Consider the following 25,018-nt stretch of genomic DNA (forward strand, 5'->3'; position numbering starts at 1 on the left):
AACGGTTGGTTACTTACGCTTCTTTTTAAAAATTCGTCGGTAAAAAGTCACGGCGCTGAATATTAAAATCACAGTGCCAATCAATGCGATGACAGTGATAAATGCCACATACTTAAACGGCATATTCATCGCGTCATGCAAAGGTCTAACAAACGTAGCAATTTGGCCTGAAAGTGGTCTTTCGCTATGAAGCAGTGCCGACTTAATCGTGCCTTTGTCATAGTTCATGTTGATGCTATCAGCTTGACGTAACCAGACGTCATTATGGGTATTAAATCGATAGCTATAAATTGCGTCAACAGGCTTTTTCGGTGCCTCTGCCTTCGCTTTTGGATCGGGTCTAGGCTGACGTGGCTTGCTGATTGATACTAACTCAGAATCTGGCCATACACTTTGTGCCGTTTGAATTTGGCTTTGCCAATCTTTTGCTTGGCTGATTGGGTATTGAATACTGCTATCGGGCGTTGTTTTAAGTGCGCCTGTCCACAACCCTTTATAGGTAATTAAAAAGCCAGTAATACACAGTAAAAACAAAGGAACTGAGATGAAAAGCCCTAGTTGAATGTGGCTTTTTACTAAGCTGCTTGACTTAGTATTGCTTGGGATTGAATGTTTTAACCTGAATGTTTTGCGAACACGCCACCAAAGATAAATACCCACTAAGGTAATAACACCACCGATCATCGATGCCCATGCATTAAGGTATTTACCAAAATCACCTAATAAGAAGTTACGGTGTAGCCAGAACATGGTGCTATAGAGTGGAATGTCTCTCATTTTATAGGTTGAGAGTTCATTTAAGTCGTTATCAAAAGCAATCGAGTGACCTCTTGCGGCAATTTCGACATACGGAGAGTATTCAGTTGGAAAGCGAACCGTGCTCATGTCAGGGTAACGTTCAAAAAGTGTTTCGGTAACGTGTGCTTTTTGCTCAGACGTTAACGGCACATATTGCTGCCCTTTGTCGTCCATTCTTTTAAGCATATCCATGCCGCCAAGATAAACACCAGTCGTCAATACAATCAGCATAGAAACACTGATGACGAAACCAACCCAGTTATGAAACCATTTTAAAGCAGGGACTACATTCATAGTGAAGTTCTCAAAGTACGTTAATAGTGACCAATTGGTGACGGAAAACCAGTTCAAGTGGAACAAATTAACGTCAAAAGTAAAATTTCGAGAATGATAATTAATCTCATTTATTTACACAATTAAAGAAATGTAAAGAAGAGGTTTAATCCAAATTATTGCTATTAAGATCACACATTGGTTTTAAAATCGTCGATAAGTGGATTTTACATTTGAATAACTATTCACTTAAATGTTCGGTGGAATCGATAATTAAATGGCAAAGGAAGTGAAGTGTATAAGTATTTCTATGAAAAATTCAGTTTGTTAAGTCATTGTTAATTTTGATTTTGTGTATTCTTGTTATCAAGGAGTATTTCAGATGTATATGTGAATCATATAAACGAGATAAGAATCATTAACATTAATTTAAGTTAATATGCAATAACTATTCAACAATTGTAATGAGATTTAATCGCATTAGTGCGGTTGTTCACAAATCTCTATTTGTGCGTTAAAAATCACTTCCCAAAACACGAAACGCAAATGATAATCCATCTCATTAACGATAACTGCCAAATTAAGGGCTATTTTGTATGAGAATTTCACCAATTGCGTTCGCTGTTGTAGCAAGCTTAGCGTCAGCATCAGTGGCAGCAGAAGAAGCTGCTAATAACACTGAATCAAGTCAGGGGTTTACCGCTGAAATTGAGCGTATTCAAGTAACGGGTATGAACTTCAATAACTACAAAGTTGGCTCTTCTTCAGGTGCTATGCGTGGTGACATTGATTTAATGGACACGCCGCAATCGGTTAACGTCATTCCAGATTTTGTGACTGACGAGCAGTTAGCAAGAAACCTTTCAGAAGTATTGGTCAATGATTCAAGTGTGACGGGTGGTAGTGAAAAGTGGAACCGCCAAGTATTCAACATTCGTGGTTTTGAATTAGATTCAGGTAGCGGCTTTTTAATTAATGGTCAGCAACAATGGTCTCACTACGTTCAACCGATTGAAACACTACAACAAGTTGAAGTGTTGAAAGGTCCATCAAGCATGTTATACGGTCAGTCAGGTCCTGGTGGCTTGATTAACATGGTGACCAAAAAGCCTACCTATGACACGTTATTTGATGTCGCATTTGATACCGATGCTCACGGTTCTACTCGTTTTCAGTTAGATGCAGGAGGCGCGTTAAACGATGCTGAATCTATTCGCTACCGCACAGTGTTAGTGAAGCAAGATACGAAATACTGGCGTGAATACCAAGACGGTAACGGTGAGCAAGAACAAGAGCGTGACCGCTTTTTAGGTTACATCAACCTTGAATTTGACTTACACGATGACGTGATGCTGTCGGTTAAATATGATTACACCGATGACAAAACGGGTATCGATAGAGGTGGTTGGTTAGACGACAATGGTGACTTAGTTGGCGACCGTGAAGATATCTGGGATATGTCTTGGGCATTCACTGACAACAACGTAGAAAACTTAGGTGCTGACTTAACTTGGTATATTTCTGACGACTGGAAAATGACCACTGGTTATAACCACCAAACCTTTACTCGCCAACGTTTAGATTCGTCTCCTTCTATGGTGTCGGGTATGGATCCTGTGACCGAAGGTTACCAAATTAATGCCTTTGACCGTTACGATGATTGGCAACACAAAACAGGTTATATGGATTTCACGGGTATTGTGAATGCCTTTGGTATGGAACATCAATTATTAGTCGGCGCTAATATGCTTGACTATTATTACGGTCAGCTTAAAGACAGTGGCGAAGCGCAAATTGTTAAACCTGGGGAATCGGTACCAAATCCAGGTCTAGATTACAACAATGACACCACTAAATACGAGTCTAGCTATAAGCATTATGGCTTCTATGTACAAGATTTAATGACCATCAACGATGAGTGGCAAGTGCTTGCTGGTGTTCGTTATGATGAGCAAAAGAAAGATGGTGAAGGTGAGAACAGTTACGCTGTATCACCTAAGTTTGGTGTGATTTACTCACCATCTGAGAATGGCAGTATTTATGTCAATTACTCAAAGAGTTTCAACCCTCAATCAATCGTTAACAGTGATAACGATGTGAATGATGGTATGGATTTAGAGCCTGAGTACGGTGAGCAATACGAAATCGGTACTAAGTGGGAACTGTTTGATGGTGGCTTATTGTTAACGGGTGCCGTGTTCGATACCACAGTGACAAACGTGACTGTGCAAGAACAACTTGAACAACCAATTGGCGATAAAGAATACATCACGACTCAAAGTGGTAAGCAGCAACACCGTGGTTTCGAAATGGGTGCACAAGGTCAAGTTAGCGACAATGTGTTCGTAACGAGCTCAATGATGTACTTAGATGCTGAATACATTACTAGTGCAGAAGATACTGCACAGCTTGACGGTAAAACGCCTGTTGATGCACCTGAGTGGTCAGCTAATATCTGGACACGTTACGAAGTCACTGATGATTTAGCTTTAAACATTGGTGCAATTTATGTGGGTGAGCGTTTTGCTAATACACAAAACACCATTGTTAAAGATGATTATGTTCGTTTTGATTTTGGTGCAGCATATACATTTGCCGTACAAAATACTGATATGAGCGTGCGTTTTAACGTTAAAAACCTATTTGATACTGACTACTTAGGTGGCGGTACTAACACTGACGTCACTGTGGGTGAAGGTAGAAACTTTAGCTTAGCGTTTGAAGCAAAGTTCTAATTTACAGGTTGTTAAGTTCACAGAATTAAGCACCAAATATTTGTAAAGCGTTATAGTGAAAGGCCCTAGTGTATTGTGATTACACTAGGGCCTTTTTTATTGTCCAATACTTAGCTACGGTGTTATAAGTTTTTCGACAAAAATGCTTCAATGGCCATAAAGGTTTTAACTCGATGATCATTATTACTAAGGTAATGGTCGCCATTTTCAAGCTCGATATATTGAACTGGTTTTTTAAGGTCTTCTAACTCTTCAAACATATCTTCACTGTGTTGAACCCTAACAACGCGGTCTTTATCGCCATGAATAAGTAACACTGGCACATTGATATCTTTGGCCTTGCTTAAAGGAGACCGTTCATAAAGCGCATCATAATCATCGCCAATCTGTTTTTTTACGATATCGAAATTGCTATAACGTCGAGATGACTTAACCAGATATTCAACATCGGTGACACCAGCAACACTAATTGCGCATTGGTATAAATCTTTAGTCGTAGCCACTCCCATTAGGGCTGCATACCCGCCATAACTGGCGCCAACAATACACACTTTATCAGGATCGGCGATGCCTTCATCGATTAACCAGCGAGTGCCATCTTCGACATCATTTTGCATGTCGAGCCCCCAGTTTTTAAGGCCTGCTTTCATGAAGTCGTAACCATATCCTGCAGAGCCTCGAAAGTTCATTCTAAAGACTGCATAGCCTCTGTTGGCTAAAAACTGAGTCCAGTAGTCAAAGCTATTGGAGTCATAGCTAATAGGACCGCCATGGGGGAAGATAATGGTTGGTAGCTTTTTAGCTTCTTTATCTAACGGTGTGGTTAAGAAGGCTTGGATCTCTAAACCATCTCTAGCTTTGTACGATAAGGTTTGGGTGTTAGCCAATAAATCAGGTGTTAGTTTTTTATATCGATAAGCAATCGGGAATAGTTCTCCAGCATCGCGGTCACCAAATAGATAAGTGCCTGCTTCTTTTGAGTTGGTTGAATACACAATGTATCGACGCTCATTATCACTAAACTGGGTTATATAATTGCGGTATTCAGGCAGAGCTTTGTTTAGGCCATTAACGAGGCCGATATACTCTTCATCCCAGAAGGTATATTCAGACTCATCGCCATCATCAATACCAATAATCTTTTGTTTGAGTTTTGAATAAATCAATGAACCTTCGACGTCGTTAAACTCTTTACTGAATACTAATTCTTTAGCAAGCTCAGGGTCGCGTAAATCAACCTTGAAGATAGCTTCAAAACCTTCATGATAAGCTTGAACATAGAGGATGTTTTTATCCTGAGCAAAGCCCATTGGCCAAACCTGATCTTCCTCGAAAGCTTCGAACTCCCATAAAATTCTTCTATCTTTGTGGGCATCTTCTTGCTCGTAAATTCGGTATTGGGTTTCTTTACGGTAAATGCCAATTCGAATTCTATTTTGTCTATCCGTTATCCAGTTTGTAACGTTTGCTTCAGCAGGTTGCTCAAAACGGATATTGCCGTTATTTAAGTTAACTTGGATGACCGACTCAAATTGAGCTTTATTACCAATGCCATTAGTACCCAGTAACAAGTATTTGTCGTCATCGGGAAGGTAATCGATAATATTTGATTGGATTTGTGGCATCCATTTAAACTTTTTAAGTCCAAAACGACTTAGTAAGTTAGAGGTTTTTTTCTTACTCAGAGAATACTTAATGATGCGAGTTTCTGTGGTTGGAGTACCGAAACGAACAGCGGGAAACTTAGCTTTTATGAGTAGCAAATCATCATTTGCCCAGCTCATGGATAAAATAACAAATTTTTCATTGTCAGTTTGAATGGGGTAAGAAGATTCACGAGTATCAATATCGAGAATATTGACTAACGTGCCTTCCATTCCTTTAGCTTCAGAGCGAACTAAAGAGGCGATTTTAGTGCCATTGGGAGACATAGTGACATGACTGACATCAGGGATACTGGCAAACGCTTCAACAGGTAGTTGCTGATTTTCTGCAAATGACATCAGTGAAGATAACAGCAACATTGATGCTGTTAGTATAAGTAAAATCCTTTTCATTCAAACTTTCCGTGTTGAACATAAATATGTTGCACACATGTTATCAGTAAAAAGATGGACAAATCCAGTTTTACTAACGCTAAACCTATGTAATGATTATATTTGCTTGAAAGCCTGACTGTACTTGTAATGGAGTCCAAGTGAGGCACTGCGGCATAACATAAAGGCGCTCATTGCTGCCCATAAACCATGGTTGCCATAATCTTGTAGTAGGTACCAGCACGGGAAAAACACTACAAAAGTGGCGATAATCATGCTGTTTCGCATGGCGCGTCCTTGGGCGGCGCCAATATAAACCCCATCAAATAAGTATGAGCCAAACGCCAGTAGTGGCATGAACACCAACCACATGAGATAAATATTGGCTTGCTGCTGCACAATCTCAATACTAGTGAGCAGACTGATAATGCCACTGCCGCCAAAGTAGAATAATAAGCAAAAGCCAAACGAGAATAGTGCTGACCAGTAGCCAGCAAGTAATACTGAATCTTGCAGCAACGTTAGGTTTCTTTGACCCACAGCCCGCCCAACTTCCGCTTCAGCGTAATAGGCAATGCCATCTAATGCATAGGAAATCAGCATTAAAAGATTTAAAAGTACGGCATTGGCGGCAATGATATCATCGCCCAAGCCTGCGCCGTAAAAGGTCATAAAGGTAAAGCTTGCTTGCAGGCATAAACTACGGATAAAAATATCACGATTGAGTTTGAGTAATTGCGAATAGCCTTTAAAGCTTAAGTGGACAAACAGCTTGCCTAAATTGAAGTCACTTTGCTGGTACAAAGCACGTTTAACAATCACCGCAGCAACAGTGAAAGCACAAATATCAGCGATGACCGATGCTAATGCCGCGCCTTTTACGTTCCATTCGAAACCGATAACAAACACCACATCGAGCACGATATTAACAATGTTGGCAATGATGAGTTGCCACATGGCAGCTTTTGGCGCTTGTCTGCCTAATAGCCAGCCTAATAAGACTAAATTCAAAAGTGCGAAAGGGATAGACCAGATACGAATATTGACGTATTCGCTACAGAAGTGCTTTACCTCTTCACTGGCTTGGCTTAGCGACATGGCAAACTCAAGCAAGGGCTGCTGTAAAATGATCGCACTTAAACCAAATATCAGTGCTAGGCTACAACCTTGTACCAGCAATTTTTGCTGAGTTACGTTATCATTAGCACCATATGCTTGGGCGACTAGACCTGTTGTAGACATCCTTAAAAAGCCCAATAGCCAGACAATTAAGGTAATAATTGTACTGCCTAGTGCCACACCGCCTAAATAATAGGCTTCAGATAAATGACCAATGACAGCTGTATCGACTAAACCTAACAGAGGAATAGTGATATTGGATAAAATCATCGGCAGTGCTAATGCAAAGAGCTGACGGTTTTTTTGGCTGTTAAATAATAATGCTTTTATGGACATAGGAATCTTATGTTAAAACAAAGTCTCTTAGGATTAATGTGGTTACTCTCATTTAATGCCAGCGCAGTGGTGATTTTGCAATATCACCATGTATCAGAAACAACGCCAGCAAGTACTAGTGTTACACCGGCGCAATTTGAAGAGCAAATGCAGTACCTTGCAGATAATGAGTTTACCATCATTAGTCTGACAGAGGCGGTAGATGCTATAAAACACAATAAGCCCATTGCTGAAAAAAGCATTGTGATTACCTTTGATGATGGCTACGACAGCATTGCTAAGGCAGCAGCGCCGATTCTAGCCAAGCATGATTTCTCCTATACCTTATTTGTTTCGGTAGAGCCGATTGAAAAAGGTTATTCAGGAATGATGAGTTGGGATGATATTAATCAGTTAGCTAAAGATGGTGCGACCATTGCCAATCATAGCTGGGCTCATGAGCATCTTAATCGCAAGCTTGATGGTGAAAGTGATCAGCAATGGTTAACACGTATTGAGAACAATTTATTAGACACCGAAGCTGAGATTAAAAAGCATACGGGTCAAAGTGTAAGAATGCTGGCTTATCCATATGGTGAGTACAATGCTGACGTTGAAAACATTCTTAAAAAGCATGATTTTATTGGTTTAGGCCAACAATCAGGTGCGGCGGGTAAATACTCCATTTTAACAGCGTTACCTCGTTTCCCTGTTGCAGGACCTTATGCGGATTTGGATAGTTTAAAAGTTAAATTTACTAGTTTGAACATGCCAGTGGTTAAGCAGAATATGACCGATCCTTTATTAACCTCGGGCAACTGGCGTCCAGAGTTAAAAGTCGAGTTAGATATCACTGATATTTACCCACATCAGGTGATGTGCTTTGTTCAAGGACAAGGGGCTAAAAAGCCGACTTGGATTTCTGAAACTGAATTTAGTGTTCAAGCGCCAGCGAATTTACCCGCAGGACGCAGTCGTTATAACTGTACTGCACCGAGTAAAACTCAAAGTGGTTACTATTGGTTTTCACAAGCGTGGGTGAGACCTAATAATGATGGGAGTTGGCCAAAAGAATAGTCTTTTGGTTTAGCCTGATGGCTAAATAAGTTTAGTTTTTTGAGCAGAAGCCAAATCAAGATCGTGGCGCTTCGCCCACACCAGAGCAAGAGGGGAAACAACAGCAATCCCCCTCTTGCATCACCCTTGCCGCTCCCACGAAATAATCTGAAAAACGATTATTTCAATGGAGAACCATCCAGCTTTAAACTTTTATTTAGCCAGCTTCGGCAAGCTGTGAAAATCACTAACGCTTCCGATGGGGCGTCCCTTCCCCTCGAAAGCTAGCCAGACATCCATGTCTGGACTCACGTAATTTTCTTGCTTACCTCAATTCAATTGGAGCATTCAAGCCTTTTAAGACTTTTATTCGTACTTAACTGGGACAAACAAACCTGCGGATACAACAATTCCCCATTGAATAAGCATGAGGCTTGCTCGCTTTTAAGAGCAATTTCGTAGGGGCGGCAAGGCTCTTATGAAAATCAGCGAAAAGGGAAATGCTGTTGTTTCCCTTTCGTTGGGTGTGGGCGAAGCACCACGACCTTGATCCTAATTCAAACGAAGTTTGGAAATGAATTTTGGGAAATGACGATCATAATCAAGCATGTGTTTTACAAATTTCAGAGCTAGCTCATCTTTGCCCCAAAGTGAGTTAAATAGACATTTCCAGCCAATAGAGTTCATAATTGCATATTACCCTCAAGTAGCAATATTAATGCCGGGTATTCTGTAATCGATACTCTGAAGGAGTCACTCCAACTTTGTTCTTGAATAATCTAGAAAAATATTGTGGGTACTCAAAGCCTAAACTATAGGCAATGGTCGCCACAGAATCCTTGCTAGAGAGTAAGCGATCTTTTGACTTATCAATCAGAGCATAATGGATCCAATCCTTTGTTGTTTTACCTGTTTCAGCTTTCAGGGCATCGCTTAAGTATCGACTGGTCATATTCATGTCTTGCGCCATATCTTCCACTTCAGGAATGGTCGCTGACTCTTGAATTACAGCCTCTAAGCGAGCCTCCAATAGCGCTGAAAACTTGTCATAAACCGATGTGTTTGCTTCTTTACGCATCATAAATTGGCGGTGGTAATAGCGATTTGCGTACATCAATAAGGTACTAATTTGCGATAAAATGAGTTCTTTACTAAAGGCATCTAGGCTCATGTTGTTTTCTGCCTCAAGTGCATCAAACATCGCAACCATATGTTGCTCTTCTTTTGGTGTAAGGTGTAGAGCCTCGTTAACCGAATAATTGAAAAATTGATATTTTTTGAGCTCGTCTTGTAGCTTATGACCTCGAATGAAATCGGGGTGAAAACAGATAGTGCGGGCAACTGAGTCGATTATTATACCGCTGGCTGTCAGCTCTTGATTAGGAGCAATAAAAAGCACCGTCCCATTTGAACAATCGTATTGGGTACGACCGTACATGACTTCGCCTGACGTGATGTGTTTGAATGATATCGCGTAGAAACTGGTGGTGAGTGAAATGCTCTCACCATTGAGTAATTGATTGTCATCACTGTTTGGCTTTAGTTTCATTACATCAACTAAAGGACGCTCTGGTGGGCGTATACCAAGAACAGCATTGAGTTCTTTAATGCTATCAAAATGGAACCTTTTCATTGCTTCACCTTTTAGTATGACGTCTCACAGCATAGTCCTCTAGTTTAAGCATATTATGGTTGAGTAGCATTGAAAACCCAGAGCATTAATCAATGTATTGTGTATACGAAATAACGTAGTGATTCGTTTCGTTATTTCGTATACAACTCTTGCTGTTTTGTGTACTGCTTACTTTGGCCATTAGTTCTAAGATAACTCTATTGAACATTTTGAGGACTAAAATTCATGTCAAAAACATCTTGGAGTGCTGAACAAATACCGAGTCAAAAAGGCAGGGTATCTATCGTTACTGGTTCATCTAGTGGTATAGGTAAAGAAACAGCCAAAGTCTTAGCACAGAAACAATCGACAGTGGTACTCGCTGTTAGAAATGTGCCAAAAGGTGAGAAGGTGGCTGAGGACATCCGAGCAGACTATCCAGATGTTGACATTTCGGTCATGCAGATGGATCTTTCCAGCCTTCGTTCCGTCCAAGAGTTCAGTTCCAAGTTTTTAGCCAATTTCGACAGACTTGATTTACTGATCAACAATGCCGGAGTAGCGTGTCCTTATACAGAGACTGAGGACGGATTTGAAATCCTGATGGGGACGAATCATCTAGGTCACTTTGCATTGGTCGGTCATTTACTCGAAACTCTTAAGAAAACAGCAAACTCCCGTGTGGTGGTTGTTTCTGCTGGCGCTCACAAGTCCTCGAAGTTAGATTTGGGTGATCTAAATTGGGGAAAACGAAAATACAGCAATTTTACGGCTTACGCAGATAGTAAACTGGCGAACCTCTATTTTGCCTATGAGCTGAAAAGACGACTTGAATCCGAAGGTGGAAACCCGATGGTTACAGCTGCTCACCCAGGGTGGACGACATCAGAACTTCAGCGTGGGTTTGTGAAGTTTCTAAATATCTTTTTCGGGCAGAGTAAAGAAATGGGAGCACTGCCAACACTGCGTGCGGCAATAGACGAGAGTGCATCGTCGGGAGATTTTTTCGGCCCGCAGGATTTCTTTGAACTGCACGGGGCACCTATTAAGGTCGAATCAAGCAAGCTGTCACATGATGCCAGTGCTGCGCAAAAGCTATGGACGCTATCTGAAGAACTAACAGGAATAAAATACTAAACAATGGTATGGCGGCTTTGCGCTACGTAGGTTTAAGGGTATTTATGGAAAATAAACTCGTGTTACAGGTGGTGGGTTTTATCATTTTATTGCTAGGGGGTATTCTTAGTTATAACCCTGAACTAGTGAGTAATAAACCCATCCCAGAGGATGCCTTCCAAGCTGTTGAAAGAAGAGTTCAGTGGGGCTTTTTGATGGGGATAGGTATGTTACTTATTTTTCATCATCAAATTACCCCATATTTGTTTACTGTTGCTGCAGCCGGTATGACATTAACATTGGGGGCGCTAATTTCGCGCGTAATGGGTATTTTCCTTGATGGTTCTGTACCAAGGCATTGGATGTGGGTTGCTGTTGAGCTAGTTATGGTCGTTGGTTTCGGAATTTGGTATGCGAAGCAACGCTTATAATCAGTCGGTTGTCCCATATCTAAGCTAATTCATTGGTTGTTAAGTTAACAATGTCACTGACACAGAATTGTCCACATATATAAGTTAGCTCTCAGTATCAACCTTCTAAAAAAGCCTCAATATTTTCTTATTGAGGCTTTGTCATAATTCAATTTCTAATCAAAAAACACTATGCACTTTCAATAATCAATTTCAAATCAGCAACCAGTTCTTTATTCAAAATCTGTGGGATCTTCCCTGGTTGTTGCTTGGGTTTAAACACAGCAAACTTTTCCCCTTTTGGTGACACTAAAACATAGCTGGCGCTGTGGTCGACTTGATAGTCAGCGCCGTCACCCACCATGGCATAGGCGAAGCCTAAATCACGGGTGAACGGGAACAGTTGAGTGTGGTCAGCTGTGACAGCTTTAAAGTCTCGATTAAAAAAGTTGATGTAATCTAAGCGCTTTGTTTGCGAGTCTCTGTCTGGGTCGACTGAAACAAACACAACCTGAATATCTTCTGATACCGATTGCAGTTCAGCATAAGCAGCATTGAGCTTATTTAACGTTGTCGGGCACACATCAGGGCACGAGGTAAAACCGACAAACAGTAAACTCCACTTACCGAGTAATTGTTGATTGCCAAACTCATTGCCCAACTGATCATGTAGGGTAAACGGTGCCAGTGGTCTTGGGTTATCAAAAAGATAACTACTTTGAAGGGCTAAATCTGGCACCTGAGTCATCAATGCCGTATTTGCTGATTGGCGAGGGAATAGCGCTGCAACCGCAACGCCCAAACCCAACATGATGACGGCTAATAAAAGGATTTTTTTCAATCGGTCACTCCCCGTTTATTCATTGCAGCATTGGTTATTGCTATGCGCATAACTTAAGCCCATAGCTTAAACCCACAAGTAGTGATCAACGAGTAGCACCAAGAATAAAATCATTAAGTGGTAAATCGAAAACTTAAATACATCCATCGCCAGTCCTGGTTTGTCGTGATATTTAAGTTGCCATGCTTTATAGATAAAGCCGCAACTTAATAAGGTTGAACCGACTAAATAAACTGGGCCGCACATGCCAACCAGCACAGGTAATAAACAGGCGATAGCCAGTAATAATGTGTAAAGCAATATGCAAGTTTTAGTGAACTCTACACCATGGGTAACTGGCAGCATCGGCACATCGACTTTGGCGTATTCTTTTTTACGGTGAATCGCTAAAGCCCAGAAGTGTGGCGGTGTCCATGTGAAGATGATGATAACTAAAAGCAGGGCATTGCCGTGCAGTTCGTTAGTGACTGCAGTCCAGCCTAAGAGTGGTGGCATGGCGCCAGCTAATCCGCCAATAACGATATTTTGTGGTGTGGCACGCTTTAAATATGCGGTGTAGACCACGGCGTAACCGATTAAACTGGCAAAGGTTAGCCATGCAGTTAACGGGTTTACCAGCGCGTATAAAATAATAAAACCACCTAGGCCAATTGAGGTGGCAAAGGTCATGGCTTTGATTGCTGATACTTTCCCTTTAGGTAGTGGGCGGTTGTAGGTACGTGCCATTAAGCCATCTATACGGCGATCAATTAAATGGTTATAAGCTGCTGCAGCACCTGCCATCATGGCGATGCCAATCATCCCGAAAATAAGCGGTTGAAGTGGAACAGCGCCGGGAAGCGCAAGACACATACCGACCAGCACAGTTAACAGCATCAGTGCGACCACTTTGGGTTTGGTCATTTCAAAATAAGCGCGCCATTGCATAGTGTCATTTTTAGCACTCGACATTGAGCTGACGTCAGCCGTCTTGGTTGCACTTGCGGGTAAAGATAGTGATTTAGCCATAATAGAATCCTTGCTTATGCTTTACGCCACAGCGCATAGTTAATAAAAATAACGGTTAACAACAGTAACGCTGCGCCGCCGTTGTGTGAGACTGCAATACCAAGAGGGAGGTGCATTACAATATTGCTTATGCCTAAACCCACTTGTAACACCACAAGGGCAAATAAAACCCATGCACTTTGTCGCATGATTGACGATTGAGCTTTAAGTAATTTAAACGCTAACCAGCATAAACTGATGGCAGTAATCACCCCCCAAATACGATGGGTAACATGTATGGTCATTCGAGCAGGGTATTCAAGTACGCCAAATTCGAAACTTGGATGGTCACCTTGGAAGGGTGAGAAAGCCTTGGCAAACTGTAAATTATCTATCCAGTTACCTTCACAAATAGGTAATGTGGTGCAGGCTAATGCCGCGTAATTTGATGATGTCCAACCGCCTAAAATAATTTGCACCACTAACACAACTAAACTGACCATCGCTAATGGGCCGAGTTTTCTGGCATAGGTATCGCCACCGGGGATCCGTAAGGGTTTGGTGCGTAGATAAAGTAACAACAGCAAAGCGAATAAACTAAAGCCACCAATTAAATGCCCCATGACCACAATGGGCATGAGCTTCATGGTGACTGTCCACATGCCTAATGCCGCTTGAAATAAGATCAGTGCGGAAATGAAGATTGGAAGTTTTTTCGGCGCATCAGCACGCTTTAAGCAAATGATTAAAATCGTTAATACTAATAAACCTAATGTGCCTGCGATATAACGGTGGATCATTTCAAGCCAAGCTTTTTCTGGCTCGACAGTGAGATCAGGAAAGTTGGTTTCTACTTTAGCTAAGTCGGCTGCATCACTGGGTACACCAATATGACCATAACAACCCGGCCAATCAGGACAGCCTAAACCAGCATCTGATAAGCGGGTATAAGCGCCCATCAAAATCACGGCAAAGGTAAATACTAAGGTAAATTTGAGGAGGTTTTTTATATCCATTAACCGACCCTCGATAGCTTAAGTAGCTTTCTTAAATCTGCAATCATCGACTTACCTTGAGCCATATTTTCTTGCTCGCCGATAATCCCAGGGTATTCCATTACCAAGCTGCCAAGCGGATCGACAATAATCATTTGCTGCTCAGTCATCATCGCAATGATGGCTTGGCTTGCATTGGCTGTTTCAAATGGTACTTGGAGCTTTTCAAGGATTGCGGTGTCACTATCAGGTTGCAACATGATAATTGGGCTAACACGATCTTGATGCTTACCTAAGGCGACATGGCTTTGGTGCAATACATATAAGCGTTGCTGACACTGTTCTAAACATTCTTTTGGCAATAGATATAACAGCTGCCAAGATTGCGGGTGCGGGTTATCCATCATTAAGCTTTGATAGCTCACCTCTGGAGGAATGAGTTGGCCTTTATTGGTCGCAGCGCCATTATATAAATCCATGCTTAATACCAGCTTGGCGACGGCCACTGGTAAGATAAATACCAGTACTAGGGCAAACAATGCCTTGTTATTTTTAGGTTTTGCTGGGGAGTTCATACTTGCTCCTCTTGTTACGGCTTAATTTATTAGTTTGGTTTTATTCGTTTTCAGTTTTTGTTTCATTTTTTACGGTGTTATTAGTGTCAATTGCGTTGCTAGTAGTGCTTTCAGGTGTTGCTTTAATCAAGTATTTCCATCCAATCCATAGCATTAACGATAAAAATACCGCCGCCATAGTGAACCACTGTAGTGCATAGCCTTGGTGCTTTTGGGCTGATAATGGAATCGGTGTCCAAGGCTTAGGTAATGCAATCTTAGGGATTGAATCTGGCTGCAGTACTACTGGTGCCAGTGGGTGGCCTATTTTCTCAGCTAAGGCCGCTAAATTAAGGTTTTGAAAACGCATAACATTGCCGTCTTCTGAATGGAGCTGGTGGCTTAAGGGGTTAACTTGTTTTTGATAAACGCGGCCATTAAGGTCAATGGCTGACAATGGCACTGGAGTAATGTCAGGTAAAATTCGACGATCGATATTGGCTGCGACAAACCCTAACTCAACCATTAGCCAAGGCAGGTCTTGCAAATCAGAATCTGAAATTTGAAATACTTGGTAGGCCAGGTAACCAACTCGGCCTTCAAACACTTGGTTATCGAGTAGCAATATTTGCTGATTAACAGGCGTAGCGTTGACGCTTAAACGGTAACCACTGAGTCTTTCATCAGCGTCAAAAGCAAGCAATTCATCAAAACTTAATTCACTGGCTGCTTGTCTTGCTGATAACGTCGCTTGCCACGCAGTTTTTTGCTCCGCTCTATCAAGTTGCCAAACACCTAACTTGACCAAAATACAAAACACACTCACAGTAACAACTAGCAATAACCCAGTAGATAGTCGCCAGACTCGCAAAGGAGAGCCCATGGCAGCGTTAGATACCTTAGTTATTTTCAAGCTTGTATTAGTACTGCTGCTTGTATTCATATTATTTAATCTAGCTAGAGCCCTGTTTATTATGGTGAAAGCTGAAACGAAACAACCTATGAGTCAATTTTTAGGACGTAGAGTTATCTTTTCTGCTTTAGTCATGTTGCTGCTATTACTGGCCTTAGGGCTAGGTTGGGTAACGCCCAACCCTAGGCCGTACTAGTTAGATTTATTTAAATCACGTAGACAAAAATAAACAAACATAGCCAAACTACATCGACAAAATGCCAATACCAACTACCTGATTGGAAGGCAAAATGGCTTTCTGGGGTGAAATGACCTTTGAGCACCCTAAAGAACAAGATAATTAGAAAGACCGTTCCTAAGGTCACGTGCATGCCGTGAAAGCCAGTAAGCAAAAAGAAGGTATTACCGTAAATACCTGATGAAAGCGTTAGCCCCATTTCTTGGTATGCATGAACATATTCCTCTACCTGCAAGAATAAGAATCCAATACCTAATAAAATGGTAAGCCCTAGCCAGACTTTTAATGCGCCGCGTTTAGACTTCTCTAAAGACACATGAGCAAAGTGCAATGTGACAGAAGAGGCTAATAAGATGAGGGTGTTATACAGTGGTAACCCTGTCCAAGGCATAGCTTCTGTAGTGGTGCCATCAGGCGTTTTAATAAGAGGCCACATCGCTTCAAAGGTTGGCCATAACACCTCGTGGGTCATGGCGTTGTTCGAGCTACCACCAAGCCAAGGGATTGCGACCATTCTGGCGTAGAACAAGGCGCCAAAAAATGCGCCGAAGAACATAATTTCAGAGAAAATAAACCAGCTCATTCCTTGACGAAATGAACGATCCATTTGCGCTGAATATAAGCCTGACATTGATTCATCAATGACATTTTTAAACCAGCCAAATAGCATAAAGATAATGACTGCAATACCAGCCACTAATATATAACCACCTGAAGTATCTTCAGTGGCTAACTGTTGAACGTAAGAACCAGCGCCAAAAGCAATGAGGAATAACCCAATTGCGCCGGTAATGGGCCAAACGCTTTGCGCTGGCACGTAGTAGTTTTCATGTTTGGTTGTCATCTTGCTGCTCCTTGCTCTATGGCCGCAGTTTGTTTGTCTGTGATGTCATAGAGGGTATAAGAGAGAGTCAAAGTTTTAATGGAATCTGGTAAGTCTGGATCCACATAAAAGATTAATGGCAGTTCAGCATCAGCCTTTGCAGCTAGGGGTTGTTGATTAAAACAAAAGCACTCTGTTTTATTGAAATACGCCGCGCCTTGGCCTGGTGATACCGAAGGTATGGCTTGGCCAACAAGGGGATTAGCAGATAGATTTTTTGCTAAAAAGGCTGTGCGAGTGAGCTCGCCTGGGTGAACCTGAATACTGTTCACCTTAGGGCCAAATTCCCACGGCATGCTGCCTTGTACTTGGGCGATAAATTCAATAGTAATGGTGCGGTCTTTATCAACGACCACCGCTTCATAACTACTTGCGGTACCTTGGGGTTTTCCGTTAATGCCCAAGGTATCGCACAGCACGTCATAAAGCGGCACTAGCGCAAAACCAAAGCCGAACATACCGATAGAACCCAGTACGAGACCTATTAATAATTTACGGTTTGATTTTGTTGGCTGGCTCATATCACTTTACCTCTGGTGGTGTAGTGAATGAGTGATAAGGTGCTGGACTTGGGATGGTCCATTCTAGTCCTTCAGCGCCTTCCCAAGGTTTATCCGCAGCTTTCTCACCGCCTCGAACACACTTAATAACAACAGCAAGGAAGATTAGTTGTGATAAACCAAATGCAAACCCACCAATTGAGACAATTTGGTTAACATCAGCAAATTGAATCGCATAATCAGGAATACGACGCGGCATACCCGCAAGTCCTAAGAAGTGCATTGGGAAAAACAACACGTTGACTGAAATAGTGCTACACCAGAAATGCCAGCGGCCTAAGGTTTCGCTATACATGTGGCCTGTCCATTTCGGCAGCCAGTAATAAGCTGCGGCCATAATGGAGTACACTGCGCCCGTTACTAGTACGTAGTGGAAATGCGCCACAACAAAGTAAGTATCATGGTATTGGAAATCCGCAGGTGTAATCGCCAGCATTAATCCAGAGAATCCACCAATTGTGAACAGAATAATAAAGGCAACTGCAAACAACATTGGGGTTTCAAAGGTTATTGAGCCACGCCACATCGTCGCAACCCAGTTAAATACCTTAACCCCTGTGGGCACCGCAATGAGCATGGTGCAATACATGAAGAACAACTCTGCAAATACTGGCATGCCCGTGGTAAACATGTGATGCGCCCACACCAAGAAAGACAGAATCGCAATACTTGAGGTGGCGTAAACCATGGAGGAGTATCCGAATAGCTTTTTGCGGCTAAAGGTCGGCACAATCGCTGAGATAATACCGAATGAGGGTAAAATCATAATGTAAACTTCGGGGTGGCCGAAGAACCAGAAAATGTGCTGGAACATGACGGGGTCGCCACCACCTGCAGCATCGAAGAAGCTGGTACCGAAGTATTTATCGGTTAATACCATGGTCACTGCGCCTGCAAGCACTGGCATCACCGCTATCAATAAGAATGCGGTAATTAACCAAGTCCATACGAACAGTGGCAACTTCATCCAAGTCATACCTGGTGCACGCATATTCACAATTGTCACGACCACGTTGATCGCGCCCATAATTGAGCTTATTCCCATAATGTGTACTGAGAATACAAATAGTGCAGTGGTATCAGGGCTGTAGGTCGTTGAGAGTGGAGCGTAGAACGTCCAACCAAAGTTAGGGCCGCCGCCTTCCATAAATAACGAACTTAATAGAATGGCAAACGCGAATGGTAGGATCCAAAAACTCCAGTTATTCATTCGAGGCAGTGCCATATCCGGCGCACCAATCATCATAGGAATAAGCCAGTTAGCTAAGCCGGTAAAGGCTGGCATAACGGCACCAAATACCATGATAAGTCCGTGAACTGTGGTCATTTGGTTGAAAAAGTTTGGATCAACTAATTGTAAACCCGGCTGGAACAATTCGGCGCGGATAACCATCGCCATTGCACCGCCCGTGAGAAACATTAGAAAACTAAACCACAAATATAATGAGCCGATGTCTTTATGGTTAGTGGTTAAAATCCAGCGCATGATGCCTTTCGGCGCGCCATGATGGTGATCATCATGGCCATGGTCATCGTGAGAATGACCATCATGAGCTTCGGTTGTATCTTGTGTAATAGTGCTCATTTTAATCCCTTACTTTCCATGACCATCAACGTCAGAAGCCTGTACAGCATCTCCCGAGTCATTACCCCAAGCGTTACGCTCATAAGTAATCACTGCTGCGAGTTGTTGCGGTGTGAGTAGAGAACCAAATGCCTGCATTGCAGTACCAGCCTTGCCATTGACAACAACTTCAATGTGTCCTTCAACTGGTCCAGTAATAGCTGGGCTACCGATTAATGAAGGGAAAGCCCCCGGTAATCCTGTGCCTGCAGCCTGATGACATGCAGCGCAATTGGTCATATAGACTTGCTCGCCCATGGTCATGAGTTCATCCATGGTTAAATCATCTAGTACGACTTCAGCTTTAACTTCTTTCACAACTTCTGCAGCGGCTTCGGTTACGGCTTGCTCTACATTTGATGGATCAATTTCAGCAGGTAAGGTCACAGGCGTAGCGGTTTGTTCTGATGTAGTCTCAGTTGAGCTTGCTGAACCGCCACCATTGATGTCAGCTGCTTGCACTACATCGCCAGAGTCATTACCCCAAGCATTTCGCTCGTAGGTCACAACTGCAGCAATTTCAGTCGCAGTAAGCTGTTTAGCAAATGCCTGCATCGCAGTGCCTGGTTTACCGTTAACCACAATATCAACATGATCGCTAACAGGACCCTTAATCAGAGGGCTACCAATAAGAGATGGGAATACACCAGGAAGGCCTGCACCATTAGGTTGGTGACATGCGGCGCAAACGCCCATATAGACTTTCTCACCTTGAGCCATTAACTCATCATATGTGAGTGTTTGCGAAAGCGAGGCTTCTGCAGCAGCTTTAGCATCGACAGCTAGCTGCTTTTGGTCAAGTAACCATTGGTCATAATCGGCTTCAGAAAGTGCTTCGACCACAATAGGCATAAAACCGTGATCTTTTCCGCACAACTCAGCACATTGGCCGCGGTAGGTGCCAACTTTATCAATGCGTGTCCATGCTTCATTAATGAAACCGGGATTAGCGTCTTTTTTAACCGCAAAAGCAGGTACCCACCATGAGTGAATAACGTCATCACTGGTCATTAAGAAACGCACTTTACGATTGATTGGTAATACGAGCGGCTTATCAACTTCTAGCAAGTAAGTTTCAGTTTTTTCAGCAGAACCTTGGATTTGATCTGCTGGAGTTGAAAGCAAACTGAAGAACTCGACGTCTTCATTGAAATAGCTGTAATGCCACTTCCACTGAGAGCCGGTAACTTTAATGGTTAAATCTGCATCGCTAGGATCTTCCATAGCTATCAGAGTTTTAGTGGCAGGAATTGCCATACCGATAAGGATGATAAATGGCACGACAGTCCATGCTATTTCAACCTTGGTACTGTCATGAAAATCGGCAGGTTTAGCGCCTTTAGATTTTCTGTGATAGATCATCGAGTAAATCATGATCCCAAAGACCACAACACCAATCGCACAACAGATATATAGAATAATCATATGGAGGTCATAAACCCTACCACTGATTTCTGTCACACCTTGTGTCATGTTAAGCGGCATATCAGCCGCAGCAAGCGGCACTGCAAATAGCAGCACCATTAATCCATACAACAATCGCTTCACAAGACCACTCCTCTGCCAATTGCGATTTGCAATAACAACAAGGAAAAGTCACACAGTAATACTCTGCTCTATGCAAACTTCTCTAATTCCCGAAAAAGTTTGATCACTTCAAAGTACACGGTGGCTGCGAGTATCAATACTCGATTATTTTATTGGGTTATGGTGGCCACACTTGTACCTAATACTGAACTTTTCAATTCTTAAATTGACGCTTTTTATTCAAGGCTTTCTATACCGCATGGTACCAGCACAATCTTTACAGCGTTTTGTAGCTTCTTATCGTTTTACTAACTCAAGAGTGATAACAATTTGTTAGCCTCTTGTTAACTACATTACTTGGAGATTAAATATTGATCAAGATCACTTTATCATCTAATTTGCTGAAAAAAGGCGTAAAAAAAGCCCTTCACAGTAATGAAGGGCTTTTTTAAGAGAGATTAGTTTAGTGGAAAGCAGATAAATTTAACCGTGATGGTGCTGCTAAAGTATTGTCGCTCATATGTTCATCATGTAAGTGAGTATTTACATCCTCAATGATTACACCTTGTGCCAAAGCACTTTTAGCGACTAACTGAATGCGTCGATTATCGCGAGCATCTAATGGTGTTGTCCATGTAATAACTGCACTGGAAGTACCACTTGTTAATGCTTTTTCCATTGCCCAAAGTGTTTCAACTTCATCTTTGGTATGAACAAGCAATACTCGATCCATACGAACATTGGCATTGGCCAATATTTGCTTATAGCCAATATGTGGTGGATTAATTAATACAATCCAACGGCCTTGTTGGCTTAACACTGCTAACTGGCTGCATAACTGGGTTAGCTCAGTGATGCCTTGATTAGCACTTTGTTTGGTTTCAATACCTTGTTTAACAGGCGCTGTGGCTGATGTCATGTCTACCCACAAGCCAGGGTGACGTGGTGCATTACCTAATAATGTGTTCATAACCAACCTCCATTTCGGATAACGCCAACAGCAAGTCCTTCAATGGTGAGACTCTGGCATGTTAAATCGACTTTTATCGGCGAATATTGTTCATTTTCTGCATGCAGATAAACAACATTGCCTTTCTTTTCAAAACGTTTAACGGTGACATCATCGTCAACACGAGCTACGACAACTTGTCCATTTTTGGCTTGCTGCATTTTGTGCACAGCCAATAAGTCACCTTCAATAATGCCAATATCTTTCATACTGTCGCCACGAACGCGTAGTAAGAAATTAGCATTAGGTTTGAACATTTCAGGATCGACTTGAAAGTACTGTTCAACATGTTCCATTGCGAGGATAGGTTCACCAGCCGCAACCTGACCGATAAGCGGTAATCCTTCTTCGACTTCCTCTTCTTCCTGAATCATGCGAATGCCGCGTGAAGTACCAGGAATAATTTCGATACAACCTTTTTTAGCAAGTGCTTTTAAATGCTCTTCAGCAGCATTAGCACTTTTAAAGCCTAATCTAGTGGCAATTTCTGCACGAGTTGGTGGCATACCTGTCTCGGCAATATTACATTTAATTAGTTCTAGAATTTCAGCTTGTCGTGGCGTTAAAGGTCTCATGTTGATTCCTGTTTTTTTATACAGTGACTGTCATTATATACAGTATCCTTGGTCGTGCAAGTATTAACCAATGAATTTTAAGGATGATACCGATTAAAGTTCATTTTTAACAGATTGACAAAATTTAAATTTGTTTAAAAACAGTTATTTAAGTCATTCCCGTTGGAAGGGGATTTATTTTGATTAAATTAACATTGATAAACAAATGATTCGGTTTTTCGTCGATACAGTATATTTATACAGTACTGATGTTCACTTTTGATAAGTATAAATAAGTGACTTATTTGCTTATATAATTAGCCTTAAAGGGATTTAGTTTGATGCTTAATTGTTAACTACATATACGCAGGTTAGTGAATCCCACCTAGATTCTGGTATCCTATGCGCAATAAATCGTTGTTGATAATGCGAATACTCATGCTAAAACCAGATTCTATCATTGCTAAATCGTTGCGTTGGATTCAGAAACTAATGGTACACAGTGTTGTTGTACCTCAAGATCCGTTCGCTGACTTAAACCTAGATCCTGAAAAACCAGTGGTCTATGTCATGAAGACAGAGTCGCTGAGTGATATCGCGGCACTAAATGAAATTACTGCAAAGTACAATCTACCTAGTCCTTATGAGCGTTTGGACATCGATGGGCTGAACACGCCAAGAATTGTGTGTGTTGAAGGCCGTAAACCCTTATTTGGCAAACGTCATAGTGGCGAGAAGTTTGTTGCTAACTTCACCAAATTACTCGACTTACACCAAAAGAATAAGCAGTTAGATATTCAATTGGTGCCAGTTAGCCTTTATTGGGGACGTATCCCGGGTAAAGAAGATGACACCATGACAGCTGCAGTATTTGAGCGTGAAAATCCGACTTGGCTACGCAAGTGGCTAATGATTTTATTTTTAGGTCGTCATAACTTTATTCAATTCTCAAATGCCATGTCTTTACGTTATATGGCCGATGAACACGGTACAGATGTCAGCATTGCTCACAAGTTAATTCGTGTTGCCCGTGTGCATTTCCGACGTCAACGCAAAGTGATGACGGGGCCACAGTTGCCTAACCGTCAAGCCATGTTTAACTCGTTACTTAAATCAGAATCGATCACCAAAGCGATTCAAGAAGAAGCAGCGAACAAGAAGATTTCTGAAGAAAAGGCGCGTGAAAAGGCCATTGAATATTTAGATGAAATCGCAGCTGACTACTCAGATAACCTGATTCGTATTGCAGAGCGCTTTTTAACTTGGTTATGGAACAAGTTATACAGCGGCATTAGCATTAAGAGTGCTGAGCAAGTTCGTAAACTGCATCATGATGGTCACGAAATTGTCTATGTGCCATGTCATCGTAGCCACATGGATTACTTATTACTATCTTATATCCTCTATTATCAAGGGATGGTTCCTCCGCACATTGCGGCTGGTATTAACTTGAACTTTTGGCCTGCAGGGCCGATGTTCCGCCGCGGTGGTGCCTTCTTTATCCGTCGTAGTTTTAACGGTAATAAGCTTTATACCGCAGTATTCAGAGAGTATTTAGATCAACTATTTGCCAAAGGCTATTCAGTTGAGTACTTCACTGAAGGTGGTCGTTCACGTACAGGCCGTTTGCTTGCGCCTAAAACTGGCATGTTAGCAATGACAGTGAACAGTGTACTACGAGGTATCGAGCGCCCTGTAACGCTGGTGCCAGTTTACTTAGGCTACGATCACGTGATGGAAGTATCGACTTATCACAAAGAATTAAGCGGTAAGAAAAAGCAAAAAGAATCGGTATGGCAGGTATTTGGTGCACTGCGTAAATTAGGTAACTTTGGCCAAGGTTATGTGAACTTTGGTGAGCCAATTAACGTGCAGCAATTCTTAAACCAGCAAGCACCTGATTGGCGCGAAGAAATTGCTCAAGATCCTGAGCAAAAACCAACTTGGTTAACCCCAGCGGTAAATACACTTGCCAATAAAGTGATGACTAACATTAATAGCGCTGCTGCGGCTAGTTCAGTCACACTAACCAGTATGGTGTTATTGGCTTCTGAGCAAAATGCGCTGGAGCGCGGTGAGCTTGAAAGACAGCTAGGTTTATATCTTAAGCTATTAAAAGAGGTGCCTTATACCGGTTATACCTCAGTGGCGGAAGGTAACCCTACTGAAGTGGTTGAACAATGTTTGTCGCTTAAAAAGTTCACTTCAACTAGCGATCAGCTTGGTGAAATTATTGCGATTGAAGAGCATGCTGTCATTGCAATGAGTTACTACCGTAATAACATTATTCACTTGATGGCCGTACCTTCGTTAATTGCTAGTTGTTTAGTGCAATACGAAGAACATAGCCGTGAGAAGATCCATAGCATCGTCAATGATTTTTACCCATTACTAAAAGCAGAATTGTTTATGGGGATTGAAGATTTACCAGCTTATGTAGATCATGTTTTAGACTTGTTTGTTGAGCAAGGGCTGATTACCGGAACAATTGAGTTTGAAGTCAATCAAGGTAATATTACCCAGTTAATGTTATTGTCTGAAACTGTCAGTGAGACATTACAACGTTACGCGATTATCTTTAATTTACTGGCTTACAAACCGGATATTGAACGTTCAGATCTAGAAAGCGCGAGCCACATGCTAGCTCAGCGTTTAGGTGCTTTACACGGAATTACTGCGCCAGAGTTTTATGATAAAAAACTCTACAATAATTTGAGTGTAAAATTAAAAGAATTAGGGCACTTATCGGGTAGTGACAATCAATTTGCTGTCATCCGAATCCGCGATCATGCCAATGGTATGTTGCGACTATCTGTTCGTAAAACCATAGTCGACAGTGTGACTATGGAACATGGGTAACGAA

At 41.9% G+C, this 25,018-nt stretch carries 21 protein-coding genes; 6 read left to right on the plus strand and 15 right to left on the minus strand.

What is annotated here, in order from left to right:
* Positions 1–9: 9 nt before the first annotated feature.
* Complete coding sequence (locus tag K5Q58_RS06980; RefSeq protein ID WP_220753230.1) at positions 10–1,092, minus strand: PepSY domain-containing protein; 1,083 nt, start codon at positions 1,090–1,092, stop codon at positions 10–12.
* 575 nt (positions 1,093–1,667) lie between these two features.
* On the opposite strand from K5Q58_RS06980, the gene K5Q58_RS06985 reads away from it, so the two are divergent.
* A complete protein-coding gene (locus tag K5Q58_RS06985) occupies positions 1,668–3,806 on the plus strand; it encodes a TonB-dependent siderophore receptor (protein ID WP_220753231.1) in 2,139 nt (712 codons plus the stop codon).
* 122 nt (positions 3,807–3,928) lie between these two features.
* Here K5Q58_RS06985 and K5Q58_RS06990 read toward each other — a convergent pair whose 3' ends face one another.
* Both K5Q58_RS06990 and K5Q58_RS06995 read right to left on the minus strand, forming a co-directional pair.
* Complete coding sequence (locus K5Q58_RS06990) at positions 3,929–5,863, minus strand: S9 family peptidase (protein WP_220753232.1); 1,935 nt, start codon at positions 5,861–5,863, stop codon at positions 3,929–3,931.
* 96 nt (positions 5,864–5,959) lie between these two features.
* Entirely contained in the window at positions 5,960–7,297 is a 1,338-nt protein-coding gene (locus tag K5Q58_RS06995) for an MATE family efflux transporter (RefSeq protein WP_220753233.1), read from the minus strand.
* Between the two features lie 9 nt (positions 7,298–7,306).
* Here K5Q58_RS06995 and K5Q58_RS07000 point away from each other — a divergent pair, with 9 nt between their 5' ends.
* Positions 7,307–8,353, plus strand: coding sequence for a polysaccharide deacetylase family protein (locus K5Q58_RS07000; RefSeq protein ID WP_220753234.1), 1,047 nt, complete (start codon positions 7,307–7,309; stop codon positions 8,351–8,353).
* A gap of 694 nt (positions 8,354–9,047) precedes the next feature.
* Here the strand turns inward: K5Q58_RS07000 and K5Q58_RS07005 are convergent.
* Positions 9,048–9,965, minus strand: coding sequence for an AraC family transcriptional regulator (locus tag K5Q58_RS07005; RefSeq protein ID WP_220753235.1), 918 nt, complete (start codon positions 9,963–9,965; stop codon positions 9,048–9,050).
* Between the two features lie 225 nt (positions 9,966–10,190).
* On the opposite strand from K5Q58_RS07005, the gene K5Q58_RS07010 reads away from it, so the two are divergent.
* Together K5Q58_RS07010 and K5Q58_RS07015 are read left to right on the plus strand one after the other, a co-directional pair.
* Positions 10,191–11,081, plus strand: a complete 891-nt coding sequence (locus tag K5Q58_RS07010) for an oxidoreductase (RefSeq protein WP_220753236.1) — start codon at positions 10,191–10,193, stop codon at positions 11,079–11,081.
* A gap of 44 nt (positions 11,082–11,125) precedes the next feature.
* Positions 11,126–11,491 (plus strand): hypothetical protein, encoded by a 366-nt coding sequence (locus K5Q58_RS07015; RefSeq protein WP_220753237.1) that lies wholly within the window; start codon positions 11,126–11,128, stop codon positions 11,489–11,491.
* A 169-nt stretch (positions 11,492–11,660) separates the two neighbouring features.
* On the opposite strand, the gene K5Q58_RS07020 is transcribed toward K5Q58_RS07015, so the two are convergent.
* The 5 genes from K5Q58_RS07020 to K5Q58_RS07040 all read right to left on the minus strand — a co-directional run bounded on the left by K5Q58_RS07020 (position 11,661) and on the right by K5Q58_RS07040 (position 15,730).
* Positions 11,661–12,281 carry an SCO family protein gene (locus K5Q58_RS07020; RefSeq protein WP_220753331.1) on the minus strand — a complete coding sequence of 207 codons (621 nt, stop codon included), beginning with the start codon at positions 12,279–12,281 and terminating at the stop codon, positions 11,661–11,663.
* 96 nt (positions 12,282–12,377) lie between these two features.
* A complete protein-coding gene (cyoE, locus tag K5Q58_RS07025; RefSeq protein ID WP_220753238.1) occupies positions 12,378–13,319 on the minus strand; it encodes a heme o synthase in 942 nt (313 codons plus the stop codon).
* Positions 13,320–13,333: 14 nt separating this feature from the next.
* On the minus strand, positions 13,334–14,314 hold the full coding sequence (locus K5Q58_RS07030) for a heme A synthase (RefSeq protein WP_220753239.1): 981 nt from the start codon (positions 14,312–14,314) through the stop codon (positions 13,334–13,336).
* A complete protein-coding gene (locus K5Q58_RS07035; RefSeq protein WP_220753240.1) occupies positions 14,314–14,868 on the minus strand; it encodes a hypothetical protein in 555 nt (184 codons plus the stop codon). The genes K5Q58_RS07030 and K5Q58_RS07035 overlap by 1 nt, the downstream gene beginning before the upstream one ends.
* A gap of 40 nt (positions 14,869–14,908) precedes the next feature.
* Complete coding sequence (locus tag K5Q58_RS07040; RefSeq protein ID WP_259651267.1) at positions 14,909–15,730, minus strand: SURF1 family protein; 822 nt, start codon at positions 15,728–15,730, stop codon at positions 14,909–14,911.
* On the opposite strand from K5Q58_RS07040, the gene K5Q58_RS07045 reads away from it, so the two are divergent.
* Entirely contained in the window at positions 15,729–15,956 is a 228-nt protein-coding gene (locus K5Q58_RS07045; protein ID WP_220753242.1) for a DUF2909 family protein, read from the plus strand. The two genes, K5Q58_RS07040 and K5Q58_RS07045, sit on opposite strands and share 2 nt — an antisense overlap.
* Positions 15,957–15,966: 10 nt before the next feature.
* On the opposite strand, the gene K5Q58_RS07050 is transcribed toward K5Q58_RS07045, so the two are convergent.
* The 6 genes from K5Q58_RS07050 to lexA form a co-directional block, all read right to left on the minus strand.
* On the minus strand, positions 15,967–16,842 hold the full coding sequence (locus tag K5Q58_RS07050; RefSeq protein ID WP_153913047.1) for a cytochrome c oxidase subunit 3: 876 nt from the start codon (positions 16,840–16,842) through the stop codon (positions 15,967–15,969).
* Entirely contained in the window at positions 16,839–17,402 is a 564-nt protein-coding gene (locus K5Q58_RS07055; protein ID WP_220753243.1) for a cytochrome c oxidase assembly protein, read from the minus strand. Before K5Q58_RS07055 ends, K5Q58_RS07050 begins: the two co-directional genes overlap by 4 nt.
* A 1-nt stretch (position 17,403) precedes the next feature.
* Complete coding sequence (ctaD, locus tag K5Q58_RS07060) at positions 17,404–19,026, minus strand: cytochrome c oxidase subunit I (RefSeq protein WP_220753244.1); 1,623 nt, start codon at positions 19,024–19,026, stop codon at positions 17,404–17,406.
* 9 nt (positions 19,027–19,035) lie between these two features.
* Positions 19,036–20,613, minus strand: coding sequence for a cytochrome c oxidase subunit II (coxB, locus tag K5Q58_RS07065; protein ID WP_220753245.1), 1,578 nt, complete (start codon positions 20,611–20,613; stop codon positions 19,036–19,038).
* A 442-nt stretch (positions 20,614–21,055) separates the two neighbouring features.
* Positions 21,056–21,562 (minus strand): cell division inhibitor SulA, encoded by a 507-nt coding sequence (locus tag K5Q58_RS07070; RefSeq protein WP_220753246.1) that lies wholly within the window; start codon positions 21,560–21,562, stop codon positions 21,056–21,058.
* On the minus strand, positions 21,559–22,176 hold the full coding sequence (lexA, locus tag K5Q58_RS07075) for a transcriptional repressor LexA (protein WP_220753247.1): 618 nt from the start codon (positions 22,174–22,176) through the stop codon (positions 21,559–21,561). Before lexA ends, K5Q58_RS07070 begins: the two co-directional genes overlap by 4 nt.
* 417 nt (positions 22,177–22,593) lie before the next feature.
* Here lexA and plsB point away from each other — a divergent pair, with 417 nt between their 5' ends.
* Positions 22,594–25,014, plus strand: a complete 2,421-nt coding sequence (plsB, locus tag K5Q58_RS07080; protein WP_220753248.1) for a glycerol-3-phosphate 1-O-acyltransferase PlsB — start codon at positions 22,594–22,596, stop codon at positions 25,012–25,014.
* Positions 25,015–25,018 lie beyond the last annotated feature (4 nt).

The sequence above is a fragment of the Shewanella sp. KT0246 genome (genome assembly GCF_019654955.1).
Lineage (GTDB): Bacteria > Pseudomonadota > Gammaproteobacteria > Enterobacterales > Shewanellaceae > Shewanella > Shewanella goraebulensis.